Annotated in this window: 25 protein-coding genes and 7 tRNA genes; 30 read left to right on the top strand and 2 right to left on the bottom strand. The window is 41.6% G+C overall.

Annotated elements, in window-relative coordinates:
• The first annotated feature begins 142 nt into the window (after positions 1–142).
• The 7 genes from KFQ09_RS07080 (at position 143) to KFQ09_RS07050 (ending at position 7,598) form a co-directional block, all read left to right on the top strand.
• Positions 143–1,225, top strand: coding sequence for a D-alanine--D-alanine ligase (locus tag KFQ09_RS07080; RefSeq protein WP_255836147.1), 1,083 nt, complete (start codon positions 143–145; stop codon positions 1,223–1,225).
• An 81-nt stretch (positions 1,226–1,306) separates the two neighbouring features.
• A complete protein-coding gene (murF, locus tag KFQ09_RS07075) occupies positions 1,307–2,671 on the top strand; it encodes a UDP-N-acetylmuramoyl-tripeptide--D-alanyl-D-alanine ligase (protein ID WP_045035108.1) in 1,365 nt (454 codons plus the stop codon).
• A gap of 26 nt (positions 2,672–2,697) precedes the next feature.
• Entirely contained in the window at positions 2,698–3,390 is a 693-nt protein-coding gene (locus tag KFQ09_RS07070) for an alpha/beta hydrolase (protein WP_008346929.1), read from the top strand.
• A 127-nt stretch (positions 3,391–3,517) separates the two neighbouring features.
• Positions 3,518–3,856, top strand: a complete 339-nt coding sequence (locus KFQ09_RS07065; RefSeq protein WP_017358401.1) for an avidin-fold protein — start codon at positions 3,518–3,520, stop codon at positions 3,854–3,856.
• A gap of 166 nt (positions 3,857–4,022) precedes the next feature.
• Entirely contained in the window at positions 4,023–5,522 is a 1,500-nt protein-coding gene (locus KFQ09_RS07060) for a degradosome RNA helicase CshA (protein ID WP_240504406.1), read from the top strand.
• 110 nt (positions 5,523–5,632) lie between these two features.
• A complete protein-coding gene (locus KFQ09_RS07055) occupies positions 5,633–6,112 on the top strand; it encodes a PH domain-containing protein (protein ID WP_008346922.1) in 480 nt (159 codons plus the stop codon).
• Positions 6,102–7,598: a PH domain-containing protein gene (locus KFQ09_RS07050; protein WP_255836146.1), complete on the top strand. Its 1,497-nt coding sequence runs from the start codon at positions 6,102–6,104 to the stop codon at positions 7,596–7,598. Before KFQ09_RS07055 ends, KFQ09_RS07050 begins: the two co-directional genes overlap by 11 nt.
• A gap of 55 nt (positions 7,599–7,653) precedes the next feature.
• On the opposite strand, the gene KFQ09_RS07045 is transcribed toward KFQ09_RS07050, so the two are convergent.
• Positions 7,654–8,259 (bottom strand): rhomboid family intramembrane serine protease, encoded by a 606-nt coding sequence (locus KFQ09_RS07045; protein WP_007496491.1) that lies wholly within the window; start codon positions 8,257–8,259, stop codon positions 7,654–7,656.
• 94 nt (positions 8,260–8,353) lie between these two features.
• Here KFQ09_RS07045 and acpS point away from each other — a divergent pair, with 94 nt between their 5' ends.
• The 14 genes from acpS to KFQ09_RS06975 all read left to right on the top strand — a co-directional run bounded on the left by acpS (position 8,354) and on the right by KFQ09_RS06975 (position 19,341).
• Positions 8,354–8,719 carry a holo-ACP synthase gene (gene acpS, locus KFQ09_RS07040; RefSeq protein WP_017358398.1) on the top strand — a complete coding sequence of 122 codons (366 nt, stop codon included), beginning with the start codon at positions 8,354–8,356 and terminating at the stop codon, positions 8,717–8,719.
• A 160-nt stretch (positions 8,720–8,879) separates the two neighbouring features.
• A complete protein-coding gene (locus KFQ09_RS07035) occupies positions 8,880–9,896 on the top strand; it encodes an outer membrane lipoprotein-sorting protein (RefSeq protein WP_007496489.1) in 1,017 nt (338 codons plus the stop codon).
• 128 nt (positions 9,897–10,024) lie between these two features.
• Positions 10,025–11,206, top strand: a complete 1,182-nt coding sequence (gene alr, locus KFQ09_RS07030; RefSeq protein WP_241511749.1) for an alanine racemase — start codon at positions 10,025–10,027, stop codon at positions 11,204–11,206.
• Positions 11,207–11,499: 293 nt separating this feature from the next.
• The gene (locus KFQ09_RS07025) at positions 11,500–11,781 is read left to right on the top strand and encodes a hypothetical protein (RefSeq protein WP_003214273.1); all 282 of its coding nucleotides are present in this window, start codon (positions 11,500–11,502) and stop codon (positions 11,779–11,781) included.
• 4 nt (positions 11,782–11,785) lie between these two features.
• The gene (gene ndoA, locus KFQ09_RS07020; protein WP_003214169.1) at positions 11,786–12,136 is read left to right on the top strand and encodes a type II toxin-antitoxin system endoribonuclease NdoA; all 351 of its coding nucleotides are present in this window, start codon (positions 11,786–11,788) and stop codon (positions 12,134–12,136) included.
• 116 nt (positions 12,137–12,252) lie between these two features.
• Positions 12,253–13,083 carry an RsbT co-antagonist protein RsbRA gene (locus KFQ09_RS07015; protein ID WP_008346908.1) on the top strand — a complete coding sequence of 277 codons (831 nt, stop codon included), beginning with the start codon at positions 12,253–12,255 and terminating at the stop codon, positions 13,081–13,083.
• Between the two features lie 4 nt (positions 13,084–13,087).
• Entirely contained in the window at positions 13,088–13,456 is a 369-nt protein-coding gene (gene rsbS / locus KFQ09_RS07010; RefSeq protein ID WP_003214235.1) for an RsbT antagonist protein RsbS, read from the top strand.
• Positions 13,457–13,458: 2 nt separating this feature from the next.
• Positions 13,459–13,860, top strand: a complete 402-nt coding sequence (locus KFQ09_RS07005; protein WP_019744214.1) for an anti-sigma regulatory factor — start codon at positions 13,459–13,461, stop codon at positions 13,858–13,860.
• Positions 13,861–13,870: 10 nt separating this feature from the next.
• Positions 13,871–14,878 (top strand): PP2C family protein-serine/threonine phosphatase, encoded by a 1,008-nt coding sequence (locus KFQ09_RS07000; RefSeq protein WP_008346904.1) that lies wholly within the window; start codon positions 13,871–13,873, stop codon positions 14,876–14,878.
• A 59-nt stretch (positions 14,879–14,937) separates the two neighbouring features.
• Entirely contained in the window at positions 14,938–15,267 is a 330-nt protein-coding gene (locus tag KFQ09_RS06995) for an anti-sigma factor antagonist (protein WP_008346902.1), read from the top strand.
• Positions 15,264–15,752, top strand: coding sequence for an anti-sigma B factor RsbW (gene rsbW / locus KFQ09_RS06990; RefSeq protein WP_007496471.1), 489 nt, complete (start codon positions 15,264–15,266; stop codon positions 15,750–15,752). Before KFQ09_RS06995 ends, rsbW begins: the two co-directional genes overlap by 4 nt.
• Complete coding sequence (gene sigB, locus KFQ09_RS06985) at positions 15,718–16,506, top strand: RNA polymerase sigma factor SigB (RefSeq protein WP_012009000.1); 789 nt, start codon at positions 15,718–15,720, stop codon at positions 16,504–16,506. Before rsbW ends, sigB begins: the two co-directional genes overlap by 35 nt.
• Positions 16,506–17,105, top strand: coding sequence for a PP2C family serine/threonine-protein phosphatase (locus KFQ09_RS06980; RefSeq protein ID WP_255836144.1), 600 nt, complete (start codon positions 16,506–16,508; stop codon positions 17,103–17,105). Before sigB ends, KFQ09_RS06980 begins: the two co-directional genes overlap by 1 nt.
• Positions 17,106–17,181: 76 nt before the next feature.
• Positions 17,182–19,341, top strand: a complete 2,160-nt coding sequence (locus tag KFQ09_RS06975; protein ID WP_255836143.1) for a Tex family protein — start codon at positions 17,182–17,184, stop codon at positions 19,339–19,341.
• A 19-nt stretch (positions 19,342–19,360) separates the two neighbouring features.
• Here KFQ09_RS06975 and cmpA read toward each other — a convergent pair whose 3' ends face one another.
• A complete protein-coding gene (gene cmpA, locus KFQ09_RS06970; protein ID WP_008346893.1) occupies positions 19,361–19,495 on the bottom strand; it encodes a cortex morphogenetic protein CmpA in 135 nt (44 codons plus the stop codon).
• Positions 19,496–19,594: 99 nt separating this feature from the next.
• Between cmpA and KFQ09_RS06965 the strand changes: the two genes are divergently transcribed.
• From KFQ09_RS06965 to KFQ09_RS06925, 9 genes are all read left to right on the top strand, one after another.
• A complete protein-coding gene (locus tag KFQ09_RS06965) occupies positions 19,595–20,062 on the top strand; it encodes a SprT family protein (RefSeq protein WP_255836141.1) in 468 nt (155 codons plus the stop codon).
• 117 nt (positions 20,063–20,179) lie between these two features.
• Positions 20,180–20,254: transfer RNA gene (locus tag KFQ09_RS06960), tRNA-Asn, on the top strand.
• 4 nt (positions 20,255–20,258) lie between these two features.
• A tRNA-Ser gene (locus tag KFQ09_RS06955) sits at positions 20,259–20,349 on the top strand.
• A gap of 9 nt (positions 20,350–20,358) precedes the next feature.
• Positions 20,359–20,430, top strand: a tRNA-Glu gene (locus KFQ09_RS06950).
• Between the two features lie 24 nt (positions 20,431–20,454).
• Positions 20,455–20,529 (top strand) — tRNA-Gln (locus KFQ09_RS06945).
• A gap of 32 nt (positions 20,530–20,561) precedes the next feature.
• A tRNA-Lys gene (locus KFQ09_RS06940) sits at positions 20,562–20,637 on the top strand.
• A gap of 7 nt (positions 20,638–20,644) precedes the next feature.
• Positions 20,645–20,727, top strand: a tRNA-Leu gene (locus KFQ09_RS06935).
• A 48-nt stretch (positions 20,728–20,775) separates the two neighbouring features.
• A tRNA-Leu gene (locus KFQ09_RS06930) sits at positions 20,776–20,859 on the top strand.
• 623 nt (positions 20,860–21,482) lie between these two features.
• Complete coding sequence (locus KFQ09_RS06925; protein WP_050826989.1) at positions 21,483–22,028, top strand: HAD-IIIA family hydrolase; 546 nt, start codon at positions 21,483–21,485, stop codon at positions 22,026–22,028.
• Positions 22,029–22,218 lie beyond the last annotated feature (190 nt).

Genomic DNA, 22,218 nt, shown 5'->3' with positions numbered 1-22,218 from the left:
AGGCGAATGACATACAAATGCTCGGGGGGCGCTTACAACCTTTACAAATCATTTCAATTCCGTAACAACAAAAATTAATTAGAGCATTTTTGCTTGAAAGTGATAAGATAGTAAAGATGAATTTTAGTGGGGGGAGTATCCATTGAAAATAAGTTTAGGATTGGTTTACGGCGGAAAGTCAGCCGAACATAATGTATCACTGCAAACAGCCCTTGCAGTTACGAAAGCACTTAACACTGAGAAGTTCGATATACATCCAATTTATATTACAGAAGAGGGCGAATGGCTAAGAGGAGAAAAACTCACTGAACAAGTATCAAACGTCAAAATGCTTCAATTTGAACAAAATGCAAAGACGTTTTTACCAACTTCTTTAAATGAAAGCATGTTTCCACAGCCTGCATCAGCTGATGAAAAGATTGATGTTGTCTTTCCATTGCTACATGGGCCAAATGGTGAAGATGGGACCATGCAAGGGTTACTTGAACTAATGAATATCCCGTATGTCGGTAACGGCGTTCTCGCGTCTGCTGCGGGTATGGATAAAGTCATGATGAAAGATGTGTTTGCTCAAGCTGGGCTTGCGCAGGCAAAGCATCTTTCCTTCAATAAAAAGGATTATGAGAAAGCCATATCAGACAGTCTAGAACAGGTAGAAGCAGTTCTCGGGTATCCTTGTTTTGTGAAACCTGCCAACATGGGATCAAGTGTCGGAATTAGTAAATGCCGCAGCAAAGAAGAGCTGCAAACAGCATTTGATTTGGCTTTCCAATATGATCGTCGTGTTGTTGTGGAAGAAGGCGTTGTAGGACGAGAAATTGAAATTGGTGTATTAGGAAATGACGAGCCGAAATGCTCAGTCGTTGGTGAAATTGCACCTAAAACAGATTTTTATGACTACAAAGCAAAATATGAAGATGGCGATACAGATTTGATCATTCCTGCGAGTGTGACAGAGGAAGAGTACAAGACGATTCACGATATGGCGATTAAGGCTTTTAAAGCCATTGATGGATCTGGCCTCGTACGTGCAGATTTCTTCCTAACAGAAGAAGGCGAAGTGCTGATCAATGAAGTGAATACAATGCCAGGATTCACACCTTTTAGTATGTTCCCGCTGCTTTGGAAACATACTGGTGTAGAGTATCCTGAGCTGATTGAGAAGCTGGTGTCACTTGCAATTGAACGCCATCAAGAAAAACAAACCATTAAAACCACTTTTTAATGTAAGAAGCAAGCAGACACTATCCTACAGGTAGTGTCTCTTTTCCTTCAAACGTGAAATGAGAAAGAGAGGCGAAAAAACATGATCAAACGTACAGTGAAACAAGTCGCCCAAATGGCTGGTGGCACATTATCGAATGAAGCTTTTGGCGAAGAACAGATACACGGAGTGACAACAGATACACGAAAAGTATCAAAAGGCGCACTATTTATCCCGCTTATTGGGGAACATTTTAACGGTCACACTTTTGCTTCAAAAGCAGTGGAGCTTGGAGCGGCAGCGGTTCTTTGGAATCAAACAGAAGCGAATCCACCGTTCGGTGTACCTGTCATACTTGTAGAGGATACTTTGACAGCACTCCAACAGCTTGCAAAATCATACTTAAAAGAGGAAAACCCTCGAGTTGTCGGTATTACTGGAAGTAATGGCAAAACAACGACGAAAGATATGATCCATTCTGTCCTACAAACGACATACAGAGTCCACAAAACAGATGGCAACTTTAATAATCACATTGGACTTCCACTGACCATCCTTGCGATGCCAGAAGGAACCGAGATTGCTGTACTAGAGATGGGCATGAGTGCAAAAGGGGAAATCGAATTTTTATCTAAACTCGCTGAACCTGATGCAGCTGTCATCACGAATATTGGAGAATCTCATATGCAGGATTTAGGATCAAGAGAAGCTATTGCAGATGCAAAATGTGAGATCACAAAAGGGTTAAAAGAGGATGGGACTTTTTATTATTTAGGAGACGAGCCTTTACTCCGCCAAAGAGCAAATGCCCTGGCACGCAGCGTAAAAACGTTTGGAGAATCAGAGGACTGTGATATCAAGGTGATTCACATTCACCAACTCGCTGAAGGCACTGAATTTCAAGTGGAGGGATATGCTCAAGGGTTTCTCATTCCTGTATTAGGGAAACACAATGTAAAGAATGCTCTTGCAGCTATTGCAATCGGCCAGCATTTCGGTCTGAATGAAAGACAAATTGCCCAAGGGCTGATGCAAACGAAATTGACAGGCATGCGTTTAGAACTGTTTAAAACAGATAAGGGCATCACGGTTATCAACGATGCGTATAATGCGAGTCCTACGTCGATGAAAGCAGCGATTGATCTTGTAGGAGATATGGATGGCTTTGCTAACCGCATACTCGTTCTCGGAGATATGCTGGAGATGGGCAGTGAAGAAGAGACCTATCATTTTGAAGTAGGGGAGTACATCAAGCCTGAGTTTATTGATCATGTTTTAACGTTTGGCCGTCTTGGCGCATTCATTGCTGAAGGAGCAAAGAAAGCATTTGGAGACGACCGCGTGTCTTCTTATATGGACAAAGAAGAACTGAAGAAAAAACTAACGGATGTGGCAGGACCTGACGATGTCGTTCTGGTCAAAGCTTCCCGTGGCATGAGATTGGAAGACGTTATTACTGCACTATAAATCAGATCGGCAAAGAAGGTGACAGGGTGATTGGCTGTCTATGTATACACGGTTTTACTGGTGCCCCGTATGAAGTAGAGCCGCTTGCGGAATATTTAAAGCAGACGACAGATTGGACGGTACAATCTGTCACGCTTCCGGGGCATGGGGAGGAACTTCAGCTCAAAGGCATTCTCTATCAGGAGTGGATTGCCACCGCTGAATTAGAACTCTTATCCCTTTACCGAACATGTGACACCATTTATTTGGTCGGCTTTTCTATGGGCGGGATGATTGCCTCATATTTAGCAGCGAAGTATCCAGTGGCCCGTCTTGTTCTGTTAAGTGCTGCTGCTAAATATGTAAACCCAAAACAAATGATTCAAGACACAAGGCAGATGGTGAAGGAATCCTTGTCTGGTTTGATTGATACGAACCCATTGTATGATCGATATCGTCATAAGCTGACGAGTACACCGCTATCAGCTGCTGTAGAATTTATGAAATTGGTGAAGCAAACGAAAGGTTCTCTTGAAAAGCTTCATCTACCTGTCTTGATCGTTCAAGGTGAAAGTGATGGGATCGTCCCCGCTTCTAGTGCAGAATTCATTTATCATAAAATCCCGTCCCGTCAGAAAGAAATGTTCTATTTACCTGATTGTAAACATCACGTTTGTCATGAGCCTTGTGCACAGCAATTGTTTGAGAAAGTCGAACAATTTCTAAAAAAAACAATTTAATCTATAGAAAAGCTAAAATGTGGCTAAACTAATATAAATTGAATCCCACTTGTTAAAATTTGCATCATTTTTGTCGAATGAGTGACAGGCCTATGTTACAATAGGTAAGAAAAGGTGGTCGATTCGGTTGTTTCAATATGACGGAAAAACCTTTATCCCGCAGTCTAATTCGAGCAATGGGGAAGTATCGGAAGGAACCATTTTTCAATATCGTCAGGACGGGAATATTTTAACGGGCACATATCAAGGCGGCAGTATTCAATCTGGCGTGCTTGTGGGAACTGTGAATAAAGACGGAGCACTTCATTTTAGATATCACCATGTAAGTAAGGATGGCAGCATGAGAAGCGGTTCATGTCATTCCACTCCTAAGCAGCTGGATAACGGAAAAATTCAACTGTTTGAAAAGTGGAAATGGATGGACGGAGATCAAAGTGAAGGTGAATCGGTCATTGTCGAGCAGTAGATATATCCATTTCTGTCTTGTTGAAAAACAAATAGTGTAATGGTAAGATATAATGTAGGGTAATTCGGGCTTTGTATATAATGGACCTGTCCTTTCATACAAAGGGCAGTTTTTAATGATCATTCACGAGATTACTGAAACAGCAATTAGAAGGAGTTTGAATAAATTGACTATAACGTTTCAAGATTTTCAATTAAGCGAAAGTCTCATGAAAGCTATTAACCGCATGGGATTTGAAGAAGCAACACCGATTCAAGCAGAAACAATTCCTCTCGGTCTTCAGAATAAAGATGTCATCGGACAAGCACAAACAGGAACAGGAAAAACTGCAGCATTTGGTATTCCTCTTGTAGAAAAAATCGATCCAGCGTCTCCTAACATCCAAGCGATTATCATTGCGCCAACAAGAGAATTAGCGATTCAAGTATCTGAAGAGCTATACAAAATCGGCCAAGACAAGCGTGCACGTGTACTTCCAATTTACGGTGGACAAGATATCGGCCGTCAAATCCGTTCGCTCAAGAAAAATCCTCATATCATTGTAGGAACTCCAGGACGTTTACTTGATCACATTAATCGTCGCACAATGCGTCTTCAAAATGTTGAAACAGTCGTGCTTGATGAAGCAGACGAAATGCTTAACATGGGTTTCATCGAAGACATTGAAGCGATCCTTTCAAATGTACCAAGTGAACACCAAACACTTTTATTCTCTGCGACAATGCCTGCACCAATTAAGCGTATTGCAGAGCGTTTCATGACAAACCCAGAACATGTAAAAGTAAAAGCGAAAGAAATGACTGTATCTAACATCCAGCAGTTCTACTTGGATATTCACGAGCGTAAGAAGTTCGATACATTGACTCGTCTTCTTGACATTCAATCACCAGAGCTTTCAATTGTTTTCGGCCGTACGAAACGTCGTGTTGACGAATTGACTGAAGCATTAAACCTTAGAGGTTATACAGCTGAAGGAATTCATGGTGACTTGACTCAGGCGAAACGTATGGTTGCGCTTCGTAAATTCAAAGAAGGTTCAATCGATGTGCTTGTAGCAACAGACGTTGCAGCACGTGGACTTGATATTTCAGGTGTTACACACGTGTATAACTTCGACGTACCACAAGATCCAGAAAGCTATGTACACCGTATTGGACGTACAGGCCGTGCTGGACGTACAGGTATGGCGATGACATTCATTACACCACGTGAAAAAGATATGCTTCGTGCGATTGAGCAAACGACTAAGCGTAAAATGGATCGTATGAAAGAACCAACTCTAGACGAGGCAATTGAAGGACAACAACAAGTCACAGTTGACCGTCTACGCACAATCATTAGTGAAAACAACTTGAACTTCTACATGACAGCAGCAGCTGAATTGTTAGAAGATCATGACTCTGTCACAGTGGTTGCGGCTGCTATCAAAATGATGACAAAAGAGCCGGATGCAACGCCTGTTCGTTTGACAGATGAAGCACCAATGATTTCAAAACGCAATCGTAACAACCGCAGCTCTTCTAAACGTAGAGACGGCGGCGGTGGCGGAGGCTACCGTGGAAAAGGTAAGAGCACTCGTTCATCTTATGGTGATAAAAAGCGTTCTTCAAATGACCGCAATCGTTCTTCTAACGATCGTCGTCAAAAGAAATCTTATAACAACTAATTCAAAAGCGAATCCTTTGCAGGGTTCGCTTTTTTTAACAGGCCTAATGAAACTTTTTAGGCTTTCTTTCGTAATATATTGATAGAAAAGTAAGAGAATGGGGGAAGAATGTGAGAAAACAGCCGCAACGTCAAATCAGCTTAAATGGATTAAAAGTATGGCGTCTTCAAAATGGAATTATCTCATTGATTTTCTTATTCATCATCATTGGGGTATTTGTAGCTAGTTATTATTTTCAATGGCCATATTGGATTGGAGCCATCCTCATCGGTTTATGGATTTTACAGGTCATCTTCGGAATCTGGCTCATACCGAAAATCCGTCATCACATCTGGCGCTACGAAGTATTTGAGAACGAAATTGAAATACAGCACGGACTGATACGTGTCACACGTGTCATTGTGCCAATGGTACGTGTTCAGCATGTGGATACATCCCAAGGGCCGCTTTTAAGGCGCTACCGGTTGGCATCTGTTCAAATTTCTACTGCTGCGACAGTGCATGATATTCCGGCACTGGAATTAGAAGAGGCAGATGAGCTTCGCGATTACATATCTCGATTAGCAAGGGTGACGGAAGATGATGTCTGAACCAAAACGTGTACATCCAATCTCGATGTTCATTGATTTTATATCAGATGCCGTATCCATGATCAAAAACTTCATTATCCCTTTTTTCGTGCTTATTTTTGTGAACTCGAATTCAAGTATTCGTTTTTATGCGTTCATCATTCTTGGGGTGCTTCTTTTATGGAAAGCTGTTTCAACCGTTTTAGCATGGAGACGATTCACCTACCGAATGGAAGACGATGAATTTCGAGTAGAATCAGGTGTCATCACCAAAAAGAAAAAGTATATCTCATTAGAACGAATTCAAACGGTGAATACAAGTGAAGGCATCTTCCAGCGGATTTTCGGTTTGGTTCGGGTGCAAATCGAAACGGCAGGCGGGACGGATGGACCTGAAGTGAGCCTGACGGCCATTACAAAAGCAGAAGCTGAGCAATTAAAGCAATCGATTTTCAACCGGAAGAAAAGCTTGCAACAAGAAGAAATGAATGATGAAAATTTAGATCTCCCTGATCCTCTGACAGCGCAACAGCCTGTAGAAAAAGAAATCAGTGTTTCCTACCGAATGGGTATACCAGAGCTGCTTTTGGCTGCGACCACTTCAAGCGGAATCGGCGTCATTATTTCTGGGTGTCTCGCCATTTACACACAAATAGATGAAATTTTGCCTTTGGACGGATTCCTCAAACGGTTTTCTTTTTTAAGTCATGCGAGTGTTGAGATTTATGCGATTCTCATATTTATTGCCGTATTGATTGCGTGGATTCTTAGTGTTGGGGTAACAGCCCTTCAATATGCGAATTTTAACGCAAAACGAAAAGGGAAAGACATCATCATCACAAGAGGACTCATCGAAAGGCATCAAATGACCATTCCGCTTGCGAGAATTCAAGCAGTGAAAATCAAGGAAAATATTCTGCGTGAACCATTTGGTTTTGCGACGGTCATGCTTGTCAGCGCAGGAGGTTCCATTACAGAAAAAGAGACTTCTTCTGTCTTATTTCCACTCATACGGAAGAAAAAAATCAATGAATTGTTAACGCAATTTACAGATCAATATCAGCTGGCACCAGAAAGTGAATTGAAAAAAGTGCCGAAGCGTTCACTAAAACGTTATCTGATATCTTACGGATTTGTTCCATTACTTGTAGGTATAATCCTTTCTGTACGTTTTCCACCATGGGGATATTTGGCGCTGATTCCATTACCATTTGCCTTGTTTTTTGGGTATTTAGCCTATAAACAATCAGGATATGTGATCAAAGATCAACTGATTCAATTAACGACAAGAGGTATCGGCAAGACCACCGGAATTGTTTTAAGAAAACGAATGCAAAACTATACGATGACCCAATCTTATTTTCAAAAGAAAGGGCGGGTGGCAAGTATTCACACCTTTGTGAAGTCCTCTGCCTTGCTTGATTCCTTTGGTGTGCATCACCTTGAAGAGGAAGATGCTGAACGTGTATGCGATTGGTATTCCTATGAAACGAATCAATCAACTTAAACAAAAAATGTCGATCAGCTCCCGTTAAACGGAGTGATCGACATTTTTTATGAGCTTAATAGCGTCGTTTTTTTGAATGGAAGAATAGAGTGATCGGTGCTAGGATCATGCCGCCTATCAATCCAAATAAGTGGGCCATGATGTTGATGTTCGAGTTGACGAACGTCATAATAACAGAGACGCCGAGAATCGTTAAGATCACCTGAGAATTACCACGGTCCATCATATGCGGTTTAAATAGGACAAGATAAAGATAGACGCCAAATAAACCAAATATCGCACCAGAAGCCCCGACATGTACGTACTCTAAAGGCTCCACCCAATAGGTTCCGAGATTGCCAATGAATCCAGCACCCAGATAAATCACAAGAAATCGAACCTTTCCAAGCAAATACTCAAGTGCTGGAGCGAATAGGAAGAGCGACATGGAATTGAACAGAATATGTGTCAGACTTCCGTGAAGAAAAATAGGCGTTAAAAGCCGCCACCATTCTCCTGCTGCAACACCATAATTAAAACCAACGAGATGGTCCTGCCCAAGCTGGATCATTGGAATAGGGATCGCAAATAAAAGCCATAGGCCGATTTGCAAAGCAAGGATCGCTGTTACGATTGGATACGATCTAATAAATTGTTGAAAGCTCTCCGTTCGAATAAACATAACAAACCCCTTTTGACTAGATAATGGTAAGTTTATAGTAACACGTTTATGAAGCGAACATCCAAATTAGTACGAGTATCATAGGAGGTACCTCATGATTAAAGGAATCGGTATGGATATTGTAGAGATCGGCCGGCTGTCACGAGTTCTTAGCAGGCAGCCCCGTTTACCAGAACGAATTTTGACTTTACGTGAACAGGAAGTCTTTCACACACTAAGTGAAAAGAGACAGCTGGAGTTTCTGGCAGGGCGTTTTGCGGCGAAAGAAGCATTCGCAAAAGCATACGGTACGGGAATTGGTCAGTATATAAGCTTTCACGACATCGAGATACAAAAAGATGCGAACGGAAAACCCCTCATCAAAAGTGAGAAAACAAAAGAAGACTACGTTCATGTATCCATTACACACACAAAAGAATATGCTGCAGCACAAGTTTTAATTGAAAGGTTGTCAAGCTAGTCTGCATATTGTTTGTCCCCCCTTCATATATTGGGTAGTGCGATAAGGAAGGGCGAGTTGCTAACAGGCTTTGATGGTTCGCGGTACGCAGTTAACTCTTGAGGCGTACTGTTAAAGTCAAACAAGCGGTTTCTTCCTTTTAACACAATTAACGAAGGGGTTGAAAAGGGTGAGAAAAAGCTTTGTTTTGCTTGTAACGGGGATCCTTTTTGTATTGATTCTCTCCGCATGCGGTCAAAAATCTCAACAAGATATCGTTGGAGATTTAAACAAAAAGGCAGAGGAAATGACATCATACAAAGCCAAAGCAAAAATGACCATTGAGACAGGAAATGATCCGCAGGAATACCATGTGGAAATTTGGTACAAGAAGCCGGAGCTTTACCGTGTCTATTTAGAAAATCCGAAGAAGGATCAGAGTCAAGTCATTTTAAGAAATGGCAATGGTGTATTTGTGCTGACACCTTCATTAAACAAAAGCTTCCGCTTCCATAGTGATTGGCCGAACAACAGCAGTCAGGTGTATTTATTTGAATCACTTGTGAAAGACATTAAAAATGACAGTGCAGCTCAGTTCAAAGCAAAAGAGTCGAAGTACGTTTTTGAAACAAAAACCAACTATCAGCACAACCAAATGCTGCCGACCCAAGAGATTACCTTTCATAAAAAAACAATGGCGCCTGCTAGTGTGAAAGTACTGGATAGCGATAAAAAGCCAATGGTGAAAGTAGAATTCTCTCACTTTGAATTCAACAAATCCTTTGACAAAGACGCCTTTGATGAGAAGAAAAATATGACACTTTCTCAAATGGATGTTGCCACAAGTGCAGATCCATCTGACAGCTTTGCTGTGAAAACGCCTGTGGATATGCCAGAGGGCGTGAAGAAAATGGAAGAGAAAGAAATGACAACAGATGCTGGAAAGCGGTATGTGATGACGTATGGCGGAAAGAAATCCTTCACGCTCATTCAGGAAAAAGCGCGGGTAGCAGAAGCGTCTACGCCTGTGACGATGAATGGCGAGCCAGTCGATCTTGGCATGACAGTGGGTGTTCTGACAGACAAATCTCTTTCTTGGACATCTGATGGAGTTGACTACTTAATTTCTTCAAGTGATTTATCGAAAGAAGAACTCTTAATGGTCGCCAAAAGTGTAGAAGGACAGTCAGCGAAATAGGCGAGATTCTTAACATAACAACAAATCAGCCCTGTGCAGGGGCTGATTTTCTTTGAGTTGTTTCACATTATTCTGGATTTTTAGTATCATAATGAAGTATTGAATCATTCAATAGGGAAGTGTGATGAATGGACACAAATGCCTTTTATAGAGACACATGGGCAGAAATTGATTTAACAGCAATCAAGCATAATGTTTCACATATGAAAGACCATATTGGTCAAAGCGTCCAACTAATGGCTGTTGTGAAAGCCAATGCATATGGACATGGAGATATAGAAGTGGCAAAAGCTGCCCTCGAAGCAGGAGCAGACCTATTAGCCGTCGCTTTTTTAGATGAAGCCATTTCTTTAAGAAATAAAGGCATCAAAGCCCCGATTCTTGTGCTCGGCGCAGTACCGTCAGAGTATGTCAAAGTCGCCGTTAGATACAACGTCATCATGACCGCTTACTCGATCGATTGGCTGAGAGAAGTCGTCAAAGTGATGAACGGGCAGATGGGACAACCCATTCGTTTCCACTTGAAAATCGACAGCGGTATGAATCGGTTAGGTGTGAAAACAATCGAGCAGGTGAGCGAAGTAAAAGAGCTTGTCCACGATCATTCTTTTTTACAGCTGGAAGGAGTATTTACTCACTTTGCCACAGCGGATGAAAAAGATGAAAACTACTTCGGTATGCAGGTTGATACGTTTAAAACATTGCTTCAACCGCTTCATACGGACAAACTGCTCATTCATTGCGCCAACAGTGCAGCAGGTCTAAGGTTTAAAGACACTTTATTTAATATGGTTCGTTTTGGCATCAGTATGTACGGGCTGTCGCCGTCGGAAGAAATCAAGGATGAATTGCCGTTTCAACTGGAAGAAGCATTATCTCTTCATACAAAACTTGCACATGTAAAGCCCATTCAAAAGGGTGAGAGCGTGAGCTATGGTGCAACTTATACAGCGAATCAAGATACATGGATTGGTACGATTCCAATCGGGTATGCAGACGGCTGGATCAGGAAGCTTGCCGGAACAGAAGTGCTCGTTGGCGGAAAACGCCGAAAAATTGCTGGAAGGGTGTGCATGGATCAATTCATGGTTGATTTGAAAAAGGACATTCCGGCAGGGGAGCCAGTCGTGCTCATCGGCACACAAGGCGAAGACAGGATATCTGTCGATGAAATAGCCAAGCGGCTTGAAACCATTAACTACGAAGTCACATGTTCTGTTGGTTACCGCGTCCCAAGAGTCTATATAGAGGACGGCGAAAGGGTTCGTGTACGAAATCCGCTGCTTCAAGGCGGTCCAAGCTTTTTATAAACAGCATCCACGGGAACGATGTTCAAACTGACATCGTTCTCTTTTATTCTACAAAGGCATCATAAACATCCTCCCATTTTTAGAGATTTTGGAAATACCGTATGATTTTCGGAAAAAAGCGTATAATGGGAAAGAGGAACTCCATTATCATCTTGATTTACGGGTGGCGAGCCGCTTCATGTTCTAATAAGAAATCATGAAAAAACAGCTTTGCTTGTGCATTGAATAATGGTATGATTAGTCTTGGAATGGATCGAAACGGTATCCGTAAGTTTTGTGGAGGTGTATGTTTTTTGTCTGAATCCAGCGCAACAAACGAAATGAAGATTCGACTGCCGGAGGCTTTAATGTCTGAGATCGAACGAGTAGCAGAGCAGGATAAGGTAACAAGAAATGAATTGATCTACCGAGCGACAAAAACGTATATTCGTGAACGTAATATTCGACAAAATCGTGAATCGATGAGACGCGGCTACATGGAGATGGCGAAAATTAATCTGAATATCTCTTCAGAGGCACAATACGCAGAATTTGAGGCTGAGAATACAGTTGAGCGATTAGTCAGCGGGGGTTAAACATTTGATTGTTAAACGCGGTGATGTTTACTTTGCTGATTTATCTCCTGTTGTTGGCTCCGAGCAGGGCGGGGTTCGCCCGGTATTGGTGATTCAAAATGACATTGGAAATCGCTTCAGCCCGACTGCTATCGTTGCAGCCATAACAGCCCAAATACAAAAAGCGAAATTACCGACTCACGTCGAAATTAATGCAAAGCGCTACGGCTTTGAACGAGATTCTGTCATTCTTTTGGAACAGATTCGTACGATCGATAAACAAAGATTGACAGATAAAATCACACATCTTGATGATGAGATGATGGAGAAGGTTGATGAAGCCTTACAAGTTAGTTTGGCTCTTATTGATTTTTAATATGGTGATACTTGGTTGCTCTACTGGGAGCAACTTTTTTTTGTGTTCAATTTTTATTAACGTTATAATGAAGAAAGACTAAAAGAAGTGCTTTTTATGTACGCAGGGGGTAAAACATGTCGAATCATATCGTGTTAGCATTCGCAAGAGAGCATCAAAAGGAATTAGAAAAAGAGTGGACGGACATTTTTAAACGACTCGGTGAAGAAGAAACGGACATGATGCTGAACGACAAAATGTATGAAACCATCTGTTCGGAATATGTTCAGCTCATTATTGCCTCTCTTTCTGAGGGATATGCCGAAGATTTTGAAGAAAAAATGCAAACTTTTGCTTTAAAAATTGTTCAAATGGGTATATCACTTAAGTTACTGGCAAATGGTCTAACAGAAATCCGTACTCATTTATATCAAAAAATGAACAACGACAAAGATACAGCAGAAGAGAGCAATGACCTCATCTGGCAAATTGATCGATTCATCACACCGATTCATAATGAAATTTTGAATCAATATTCCATCTCATGGGAAAAAACCGTGAACCTTCAAAAAATCGCGCTGCAGGAACTGTCTGCCCCGCTGATCCCAGTATTTGAGCATATCACCGTCATGCCGCTTGTTGGAACAATTGATACAGAACGTGCGAAAAAAATTATGGAGAATTTACTGAATGGTGTCGTAAAGCATCGTTCACAGGTTGTCTTGATCGATATCACGGGTGTTCCTGTTGTTGATACGATGGTTGCGCACCACATCATTCAAGCGTCCGAGGCTGTGAGATTAGTAGGTGCGAAATGTTTGCTGGTCGGTATTCGCCCCGAAATTGCTCAAACGATCGTTAACCTCGGAATTGATTTATCTCAGGTTACAACAAAGAATACCCTTCAAAAAGGAATTCAAACTGCTTTGGAAATGACAAATCGAAAAATTGTTTCATTGGAGGGATAACCTAGTGAGAAATCACCCGAAGATTCCAATCTTAAAACTATATAACTGTCTTCTGATTTCGATTCAGTGGGAGCTTGATGACCAAACAGCTCTTCATTTTCAAGAAGACTTGCTGAATAAAATTCATGAAACAGGAGCAAACGGTGTTGTCATCGATCTAACGTCTGTCGATATGATTGATTCATTTATCGCCAAGGTATTAGGTGATGTCATTACCATGTCTAAGCTCATGGGGGCAAAAGTTGTATTAACAGGAATACAGCCGGCAGTTGCTGTGACGCTCATTGAACTTGGCATTTCGCTGGAAGAAATTCAGACAGCACTAGATCTTGAACAAGGGCTTGAGACACTGAAGCGGGAATTGGGGGAATAGATATGAAAGACCAATCCTGTGTAAAAATATTGACGGAATGGGACATAGTCGCAGCAAGACAATTGGGGCGCAATGTTGCAAAAGAACTTGGTTTTGGAACAGTTGACCAAGCAAGAATTACGACGGCCATTTCAGAATTAGCTCGTAACATCTATTTATACGCTGGTAAAGGTCAGATTTGTATAGAAGAAGTAATGGAGCGCGGAAAGCGTGGACTCAAAGTCATCGCAGCCGATGAGGGGCCTGGTATTACGGATATACGCAAAGTGATGGAAGATGGATTCTCAACATCAGGCGGACTCGGAGCAGGTCTTCCGGGAGTCAGAAGGCTGATGGATGATTTCACATTAGATTCTGCACCAGAACAAGGAACTGAGATACAAGCTGTCAAGTGGCTTCGCTAGGAGGGAAACCATGGATTTTAAGGAGGTAATGGAGCAGCGGTATCATCAGCTGCTCAGTCGTTATATCAGTGATTTAACTGAAACATCGCTTTATCAAGCTCAAAAATTTAGCCGAAAAACCATTGAGCATCAAATACCTCCTGAAGAAATAGTGAGTGTTCACCGAAAAGTGATTCAGGAGCTTTACCCTGATTTGCCGGAAGATGTCTTTCATTCACTAGACTTCTTAATTGAAGTGATGATTGGATATGGCCTTGCCTACCAGGAGCATTTAACACTAAGAGGCATCCAGCAAGAAATTAAGTCGGAAATTGAAATTGCTGCAAATGTTCAGCAAACCCTTCTGGAAACGAAAATTCCAGAAGGAGACACATTTGATATCGGAGCCATCAGTGTGCCGGCAAAACAGATGAGTGGGGATTATTACCATTTCGTAACAGATCACGATACAATCAATATCGCGATTGCAGACGTCATTGGGAAAGGAATTCCAGCTGCGCTCTGTATGTCGATGATTAAGTATGCGATGGATTCCTTGCCAGAGTCAGGCAGCGGCCCAACGAAAGTGCTCAAAACCCTTAATCGTGTGGTCGAGCAAAACGTAGACCCAAGCATGTTTATCACCATGTTTTATGGCAGCTATAATAAAGAAACACATGAATTTAAGTACGCATCGGCTGGACATGAGCCGGGCTTTTTCTATTGCAAAAAAGAGAATCAATTTTACGATTTAGATGCAAAGGGTCTTGTTCTTGGAATCGCACCAGACTTTGATTACAGGGAATATGAGCAACATTTGGACGTAGGAGATATGGTGATCTTATTTTCAGATGGGGTCACCGAATCCAAGTCAGAGGACGGCTTCTTAGAGCGCGAAGATATCAAAGCGCTCATAGCAGAGCATCTTTCCTATTCAGCGCAGGAAATGGTCGACGCTATCTATGCAAGCTTACTCAAATTACAAGATTTTCAGCTTCACGATGACTTTACTTTACTTGTCCTTAAAAGAAAGGTTTAGAAAGTGAATATGCGGGTATATAAAACTTTAGGAAACAAGAATTTCGAGGTGAATGCATAATGAATATGTCTGTAAAAGAGCATCAAATAGATCATAAGACGAAAATTAGTGTCAGCGGAGAAATCGATGTGTACTCTGCTCCTGAGCTGAGAGAAACCCTTATGCCCAAAGCAGAGAAAGGAGAGCATCTTGACATTTGTCTGAAAGATGTTACTTACATGGATAGTACAGGTTTAGGTGTGTTTGTTGGGCTGTTCAAAGCGGCTCAAAAAGCAGGAGGATCATTAAAGCTTGAGAACTTGTCGGATCGGCTTGTCAGATTGTTTGAAATCACTGGACTAAAGGACATCATTGACATTTCTGCAAAGTCAGAGGGTGGGGTACAATGAACGAATCAGTAGATCTAATCGAGATGAAAATACCGGCGAAACCAGAATACGTAGGCATCATTCGTCTGACTCTTTCAGGCGTTGCAAGCCGGATGGGCTATGCCTACGAAGAGATTGAGGACTTGAAAATTGCCGTCAGTGAGGCGTGTACCAATGCAGTTCAGCATGCCTATAAAGGTGCAGATGGCGAAGATGGAGAGGTAGCGGTTCGCTTTCTTGTCTATGAAGATCGTCTAGAAATTATTGTCGCTGATAAAGGCGGTAGCTTTGACTTTAAGCAAAAGCAGGAAGACCTAGGGCCGTACACATCTGCTCATACGGTGGATCAATTGGCAGAAGGAGGTCTTGGTTTATACTTAATGCAAACATTGATGGATGAAGTCGAGGTGCAAGCAAACTCCGGAGTTACCGTGGCAATGACAAAGTTTTTAAACAGGGAGCGAGTTGACCATGACACAACCATCCAAAACTATGAAACTAACTAAAGATGAAGTGGATCGCCTCATTCAAAGCTATCAATCCAACCAAGACGAGCAGGCGCAGCTGACACTAGTTGAGTGTTATACAAACCTTGTGGATATGCTCGCGAAGAAATACTCCAAAGGAAAAAGCTTTCATGAGGATTTAAGACAAGTTGGAATGATTGGTCTACTCGGCGCAATTAAGCGTTATGATCCACTTGTCGGTAAATCATTTGAGGCATTTGCCATTCCAACCATTATTGGGGAAATCAAACGCTTTTTACGTGATAAAACATGGAGTGTCCATGTACCAAGACGAATTAAAGAGCTTGGACCAAGAATCAAGATGGCAGTTGATCACCTGACAACGGAAACGCAAAAGTCACCTAAAGTACAAGAAATTGCAGAATATCTAGATGTAACAGAAGAAGAAGTTCTTGAAACAATGGAGATGGGCAAAAGCTATCAAGCGCTGTCTGTTGACCAAGGCGTAGAGGCTGATTCTGAAGGAAGCACTGTGACGATTTTAGACGTTGTCGGCTCACAAGAAGAAGGGTACGAACGTGTAAACCAAAAAATGATGCTTGAAAGTGTGCTTCACGTTCTGACAGATAGAGAAAAAGAAATTATCAATCTCACGTATTTGCAAAATAAAAGCCAGAAAGAAACAGGCGATTTACTCGGCATATCTCAAATGCATGTATCAAGGCTGCAGCGGAAGGCAGTTAAAAAGCTACGAGATGCATTGTCAGAAGATGCGTCTATGGAGCTAGGGTAATGAAGCAGATCGAACACCATGAGCATGTAAACGCCATTATCTATCAATCAAACAAAGAAGGAAAATCATGCTGCGGGGACAGTTTTTTTATTAAAGCAGATGATGAAGAACTAATTTGTGCTGTAGCAGACGGATTAGGCAGCGGCCAGTTCGCCAATGAATCATCTTCTTTAGTCAGCGAAATTGTCGAAGAATATGGACATGAGGATGTAACAACCCTCATCGATAGATGCAATCAGGCCATGAAAAATAAACGCGGGGCCACTGTAGCCATATTAAAGGTGAATTTTTCCCAGCAGCAGTTTACCTATTGTTCGGTTGGCAATATCCGATTTATCTTGAATGCACCTTCTGGCGACTATATTTATCCACTTCCGACATCAGGATATCTATCAGGTAAACCTAGAAAATATAAAACATACACCTATTCCTACGAAAAAGGATCGACATTCATTATGTATTCCGACGGACTGAATGTGCCAAACATGCGAATGTGTTTAAAGCATAGCCATTCAGTTGCAGACATCGCCAAACAACTTGAAACATACACACAAGACAAGAAGGACGATCTCACCTATGTACTTGGTCAGCTTACATGAAATAGCTGACCTTTTTTCTGTTTTGCCGGTTTTTTTGATACACTAAAAGAGAAGACACAGTGAGAGGATGCAAAGTATGAAGACATCTGACTTTTTATTGAAACAAATTGCGACAGAATTAAAGCTTTCAACAAAACAAATTGGAAGTGTGATCCAGCTATTAGAGGATGGCAACACCGTCCCGTTTATTGCACGTTACCGGAAAGAGCAGACAGGCTCACTAGATGAGGTGCAAATTCAAACCATTTCTGAACGCTATACATATATCCAAAATGTGACGAATCGAAAAGAAGAAGTGATTCGCTTAATCGCTGAACAAGACAAATTAACAGATGAATTAAAACAGAAGATCGAACAGGCGCATAAGCTACAAGAGGTCGAAGATTTATATCGCCCATTTAAACAAAAGCGTAAAACAAAGGCAAATGTAGCCAAAGCAAAAGGACTTGAGCCGCTGGCGGAGTATTTACTGCAGCTGCCAAACGATGAGATCGAAAAGAAAGCATCGGCTTTTATCAATGAAGAAAAAGAAGTCACAACTGCAGAAGAAGCACTGGAGGGTGCCCAGCACATTATTGCTGAACAGCTGGCTGATGATCCAGATATGCGGAAATGGATTCGCAGTGAGACGTACCAAAAGGGAAGTCTTGTCACATCAGGAAAAGACGTTGAAAACGACGAGAAAAACGTCTATGAAATGTATTACGACTATCAAGAGCCGATTAAAAAAATTGTGCCCCATCGTGTACTTGCGGTCAACCGAGGCGAGAAAGAAGGGGTTTTGAAAGCAGCCATTGAACCACCTGCTGAAAATATTCGTTTCTACCTCGATAAACAAGTCTTAAAAGGCAAGCAAACGACGGCGAGACCTTACATTGAAGCGGCCATTGATGATGCATATAAACGCCTGATTCAGCCATCAATTGAACGGGAAATACGAAAAGAGCTGACAGAAAAAGCTGAGGAACAAGCCATTCATATTTTCGCTGAAAACTTAAGAAAGCTCCTTCTTCAACCGCCGATGAAAGGGAAACGTGTACTTGGGGTAGACCCTGCGTTTCGTACAGGCTGTAAATTAGCCGTCGTGGATGATACAGGAAAAGTCCATCATATTGGCGTCATTTATCCGCACCCGCCTGTGCAGAAAAAAGCGGAAGCCAAACAAAAAGTGAAAGAAATCATTCAATCATCCAACATTGAAGTCATTGCGATCGGAAACGGAACAGCCTCAAGAGAGACCGAACAATTCATCGCAGACTTGATCCAAGAGCTGGACCAGCCAGTTTCATATTTGATCGTGAATGAAGCAGGGGCAAGTGTATACTCTGCATCTGCGCTGGCAAGAGAAGAGTTTCCAGACTTGCAAGTGGAAGAACGAAGCGCTATATCCATTGCTCGAAGATTACAAGATCCATTAGCAGAGCTCGTAAAAATAGATCCAAAATCTGTCGGTGTAGGACAATACCAGCACGATGTGAGTCAAAAGCAATTAAACAGCTCGTTAACCTTTGTGGTAGAAACGGTTGTTAACCAAGTCGGTGTGAACGTTAATACAGCCTCACAGGCGCTGCTGCAATATGTGTCAGGTCTTTCAAAAGCCGTCGCAGGAAACATCGTCAAGCGCCGTGAAGAGATTGGGAGATTCACAAGCAGAAAAGAGCTGAAGGATATCCCGAGGCTTGGTGCAAAGACTTATGAGCAGTGTATCGGCTTCCTGCGCATCGCAGATGGACAAGATCCACTTGACCGCACGGGTATTCACCCTGAAAGCTATAAAGAAACAAATCAGTTCTTACGCATGATTAAGATGACGCCAGACGATCTTGGAACAGAACAGTTAAAAGAGAAAATTGCAGGGGTGAAGCTGGACGAAGCAGCAGAACAGCTTGAAATTGGCTCAATCACTCTTCAAGATATCATTGATCAGCTCACAAGACCTGAGCGTGATCCGCGCGATGAAGTACCAAAGCCGCTTTTGAAAACAGACGTGTTGAAATTGGAGGACTTGAAGCAAGGGATGGAGCTACAAGGAACGGTGAGAAACGTCGTAGACTTCGGCGCATTCGTTGATATTGGCGTCAAGCAGGATGGACTTGTCCACATTTCCAAGCTAAGCAATCGATTTGTGAAACATCCGCTCGACGTGGTATCAGTTGGTGACATTGTGACCGTATGGGTAGACTCCGTTGACCAGGCAAAAGGCCGGGTAGCTCTATCGATGCTAAAACCAGAGTAAACAAAAAACGAGGCGCACCTTAGGATGGGGTGTGCCTTGATGTGACTGAATGTTTTTTTCTATAGAAGTACCAGCATTGATTGAGCAATTTGATTTGATAATGATTTTTCTCATAAAATGCTTTCTGCATCTGATTTTTCAGCCAGTTGGGCATCGCCCATTCCTCCTTTGATCAAAACAGTGGGTGTACCTTCAATGTATGCAAAGAGGAAATTGTCCCGTTCGAGGTTTTTATAGAAAGGAACGATCTTGATTGAACGAGAGCGAGTTACAGCAGTTAACAGAAGACATTTCAGAGCAGTTCTTTGGTAAGGCGTTTCGCCATCAGGCTGTTTTTAATGACCGTCTTAAAACGACAGGCGGGCGATATTTACTTGGAACACACAATATTGAGCTAAATCGCCGATATCTTGAGGAGCATGGCAGAGACGAATTGATCGGTATCATTAAGCATGAACTATGTCATTATCACCTGCACCTTGAAGGAAAGGGCTATCAGCATCGGGACAGGGATTTTCGTGAACTCTTGCAGCAATTAGGAGCCCCGCGCTTTTGTACCCCGCTGAAGACCGTTCAAAAGAAAAAAAGAGCGGTGACGCTTCATTACTATGTGTGCACAGGTTGCGGAAGACATTATACGAGGAAGCGCCGATTTGACACCACGCGATATGTCTGCGGGATTTGTCATGGTAAGTTAAAAAAGGAAGGGGAAAAGGCTTGACTGTTATATTAGTATATGTTAAATTATAAAAGCCGTCGCAAATGGAGCAGGAATGAAACGTTTAAAAATTCTTGACACATTTTTCTGGCATAGATATAATGAAACATGTCTTATTATTCCGCAGTAGCTCAGTGGTAGAGCTATCGGCTGTTAACCGATCGGTCGTAGGTTCGAGTCCTACCTGCGGAGCCATAATGGAGAAGTACTCAAGTGGCTGAAGAGGCGCCCCTGCTAAGGGTGTAGGTCGCGCGAGCGGCGCGAGGGTTCAAATCCCTCCTTCTCCGCCATTATGATATGGCCCGTTGGTCAAGCGGTTAAGACACCGCCCTTTCACGGCGGTAACACGGGTTCGAATCCCGTACGGGTCATGTTTTCTTTTTATGTTGATTCGTTGGGCTATAGCCAAGCGGTAAGGCAACGGACTTTGACTCCGTCATGCGTTGGTTCGAATCCAGCTAGCCCAGCCATTTTTTTATATATGTTTTTCTGCATAGCAGATGAGCCATTAGCTCAGTTGGTAGAGCATCTGACTTTTAATCAGAGGGTCGAAGGTTCGAGTCCTTCATGGCTCACCATTGTCACGCGGGTGTGGCGGAATTGGCAGACGCGCTAGACTTAGGATCTAGTGTCTTTATGACGTGGGGGTTCAAGTCCCTTCACCCGCATTGTTTTTTCAAACAGTGCACTTATGAATATATGAGCACATCATACACGCGGTCGTGGCGGAATGGCAGACGCGCTAGGTTGAGGGCCTAGTGGGTGAATAACCCGTGGAGGTTCAAGTCCTCTCGGCCGCATCTAAGAAACCAAAGGTTGTAGACCTTTGGTTTTTTTGTTTTTTATAACTTTTAAATGAATTTGTCCACTTATCTTAAGTAAATGGATTTTTTTGTTTGAGTTTGATATTTTATATATTGTCGTCTAATTCTCAGCCGTAGCCTTTTTTAGAAAATAAATGACCTTATACATTCTTCTCCTTGTTCAATTAATAGAGCGATATGAGAGTGTTTAAGATAGTGAAGATTTTTGAAGTTTTTGTTTGTAGATAGTCGCAGTACACGGAAGTACACAACACAATATTAAAGATATGTTTTTAGCTTCTTTCAATTAATGAGAGGTTAACAGAGCCTTCCTTAATAATTAAGTTGAATGGTTGGTGAGTATGAAACAAATGTAATTTACAAAGACACCACGTAGAAACTTATTATGTAAATTCATTTGGCAAGTCTGTAACATGAACATCCTTTTTCTCTTTCTTGGAAAGAATGAAACAAATTGAAAAGAAAGACATTTGAAAAGATTTTAATTTTTATTAGGGGATATTGATAATAAATATTTATGATAAACTGATGTCATCAAAATTTTCTAATGGAATAATAAATCTTAACGCAGGATCAGTTGCTAGATAATGGGGGATAACATGAAACAGATAGAAGCAATTTTTTTAGATAGAGATGGAACAATTGGTGGTGATGACACTATTCATTATCCCGGAAAATTCGAACTCTTTCCTTATACAGCAATTCAAATTAATAAACTAAAAAAAGATAATGTGAAAATATTCTCTTTTACAAATCAACCTGGCATATCAAGTGGACTAGCTAAGGTAGAAGATTTTAAAGAGGAATTGAAAGGTTTTGGTTTTGATGAAGTATATATATGTCCACACGGTCATAATGACGGATGCTCTTGTAGGAAGCCCGGCATAGGAATGTTAATGGAAGCTCAACAAAAACACGATTTAACTCTCGAAAATTGTGTCGTAATCGGGGACCGTTGGAGTGATATTGTTGCAGCTGATAAAGTAGGAAGTATTAAAATTTTGGTTAGAACTGGGGCTGGTGAATATTCGCTTAGTGAACACTTTGATAAATTAAGTGGGATTAAAATAGACTATATAGCCAATGACCTTAATGATGCTATAAACTGGTTGTATAAAAATTCTTTTTTAAATAATCAAGTGTAATATTACCCTGCTAATGAGAGCTGTCAATACAAAAAAGGTGTTTCAACATGTAGCATCTTTTTTGTTTTTTTAAAACAGGTTACGAGTCCTTTCATGAACAGAGTGTTGAGGTCGTTGAAATTAAGTTAAACCAGTGGAAATGATGGTGACGGAGTTAAAACAGACCGAACTATGAAAAAATGGCAAGAAA

It is taken from the genome of Bacillus sp. FS02 (assembly GCF_024398395.1).
Lineage (GTDB): Bacteria > Bacillota > Bacilli > Bacillales > Bacillaceae > Bacillus > Bacillus altitudinis.
Note: the sequence above shows the minus strand (reverse complement) of the source record. Positions and strands in the feature narration are given on the sequence as shown.

Coding starts and splice junctions, on each gene's coding strand:
- murF (WP_045035108.1), top strand. CDS start 1,307: ATGATCAAACGTACAGTGAAACAAGTCGCCCAAATGGCTGGTGGCACA.
- KFQ09_RS07005 (WP_019744214.1), top strand. CDS start 13,459: ATGAAAGACCAATCCTGTGTAAAAATATTGACGGAATGGGACATAGTC.
- acpS (WP_017358398.1), top strand. CDS start 8,354: ATGATTAAAGGAATCGGTATGGATATTGTAGAGATCGGCCGGCTGTCA.
- KFQ09_RS06980 (WP_255836144.1), top strand. CDS start 16,506: ATGAAGCAGATCGAACACCATGAGCATGTAAACGCCATTATCTATCAA.
- rsbW (WP_007496471.1), top strand. CDS start 15,264: ATGAACGAATCAGTAGATCTAATCGAGATGAAAATACCGGCGAAACCA.
- sigB (WP_012009000.1), top strand. CDS start 15,718: ATGACACAACCATCCAAAACTATGAAACTAACTAAAGATGAAGTGGAT.
- KFQ09_RS07015 (WP_008346908.1), top strand. CDS start 12,253: ATGTCGAATCATATCGTGTTAGCATTCGCAAGAGAGCATCAAAAGGAA.
- cmpA (WP_008346893.1), bottom strand. CDS start 19,495: ATGCCCAACTGGCTGAAAAATCAGATGCAGAAAGCATTTTATGAGAAA.
- KFQ09_RS06995 (WP_008346902.1), top strand. CDS start 14,938: ATGAATATGTCTGTAAAAGAGCATCAAATAGATCATAAGACGAAAATT.
- alr (WP_241511749.1), top strand. CDS start 10,025: ATGGACACAAATGCCTTTTATAGAGACACATGGGCAGAAATTGATTTA.
- KFQ09_RS07045 (WP_007496491.1), bottom strand. CDS start 8,259: ATGTTTATTCGAACGGAGAGCTTTCAACAATTTATTAGATCGTATCCA.
- KFQ09_RS06975 (WP_255836143.1), top strand. CDS start 17,182: ATGAAGACATCTGACTTTTTATTGAAACAAATTGCGACAGAATTAAAG.
- KFQ09_RS07000 (WP_008346904.1), top strand. CDS start 13,871: ATGGATTTTAAGGAGGTAATGGAGCAGCGGTATCATCAGCTGCTCAGT.
- KFQ09_RS06925 (WP_050826989.1), top strand. CDS start 21,483: ATGAAACAGATAGAAGCAATTTTTTTAGATAGAGATGGAACAATTGGT.
- KFQ09_RS07050 (WP_255836146.1), top strand. CDS start 6,102: ATGATGTCTGAACCAAAACGTGTACATCCAATCTCGATGTTCATTGAT.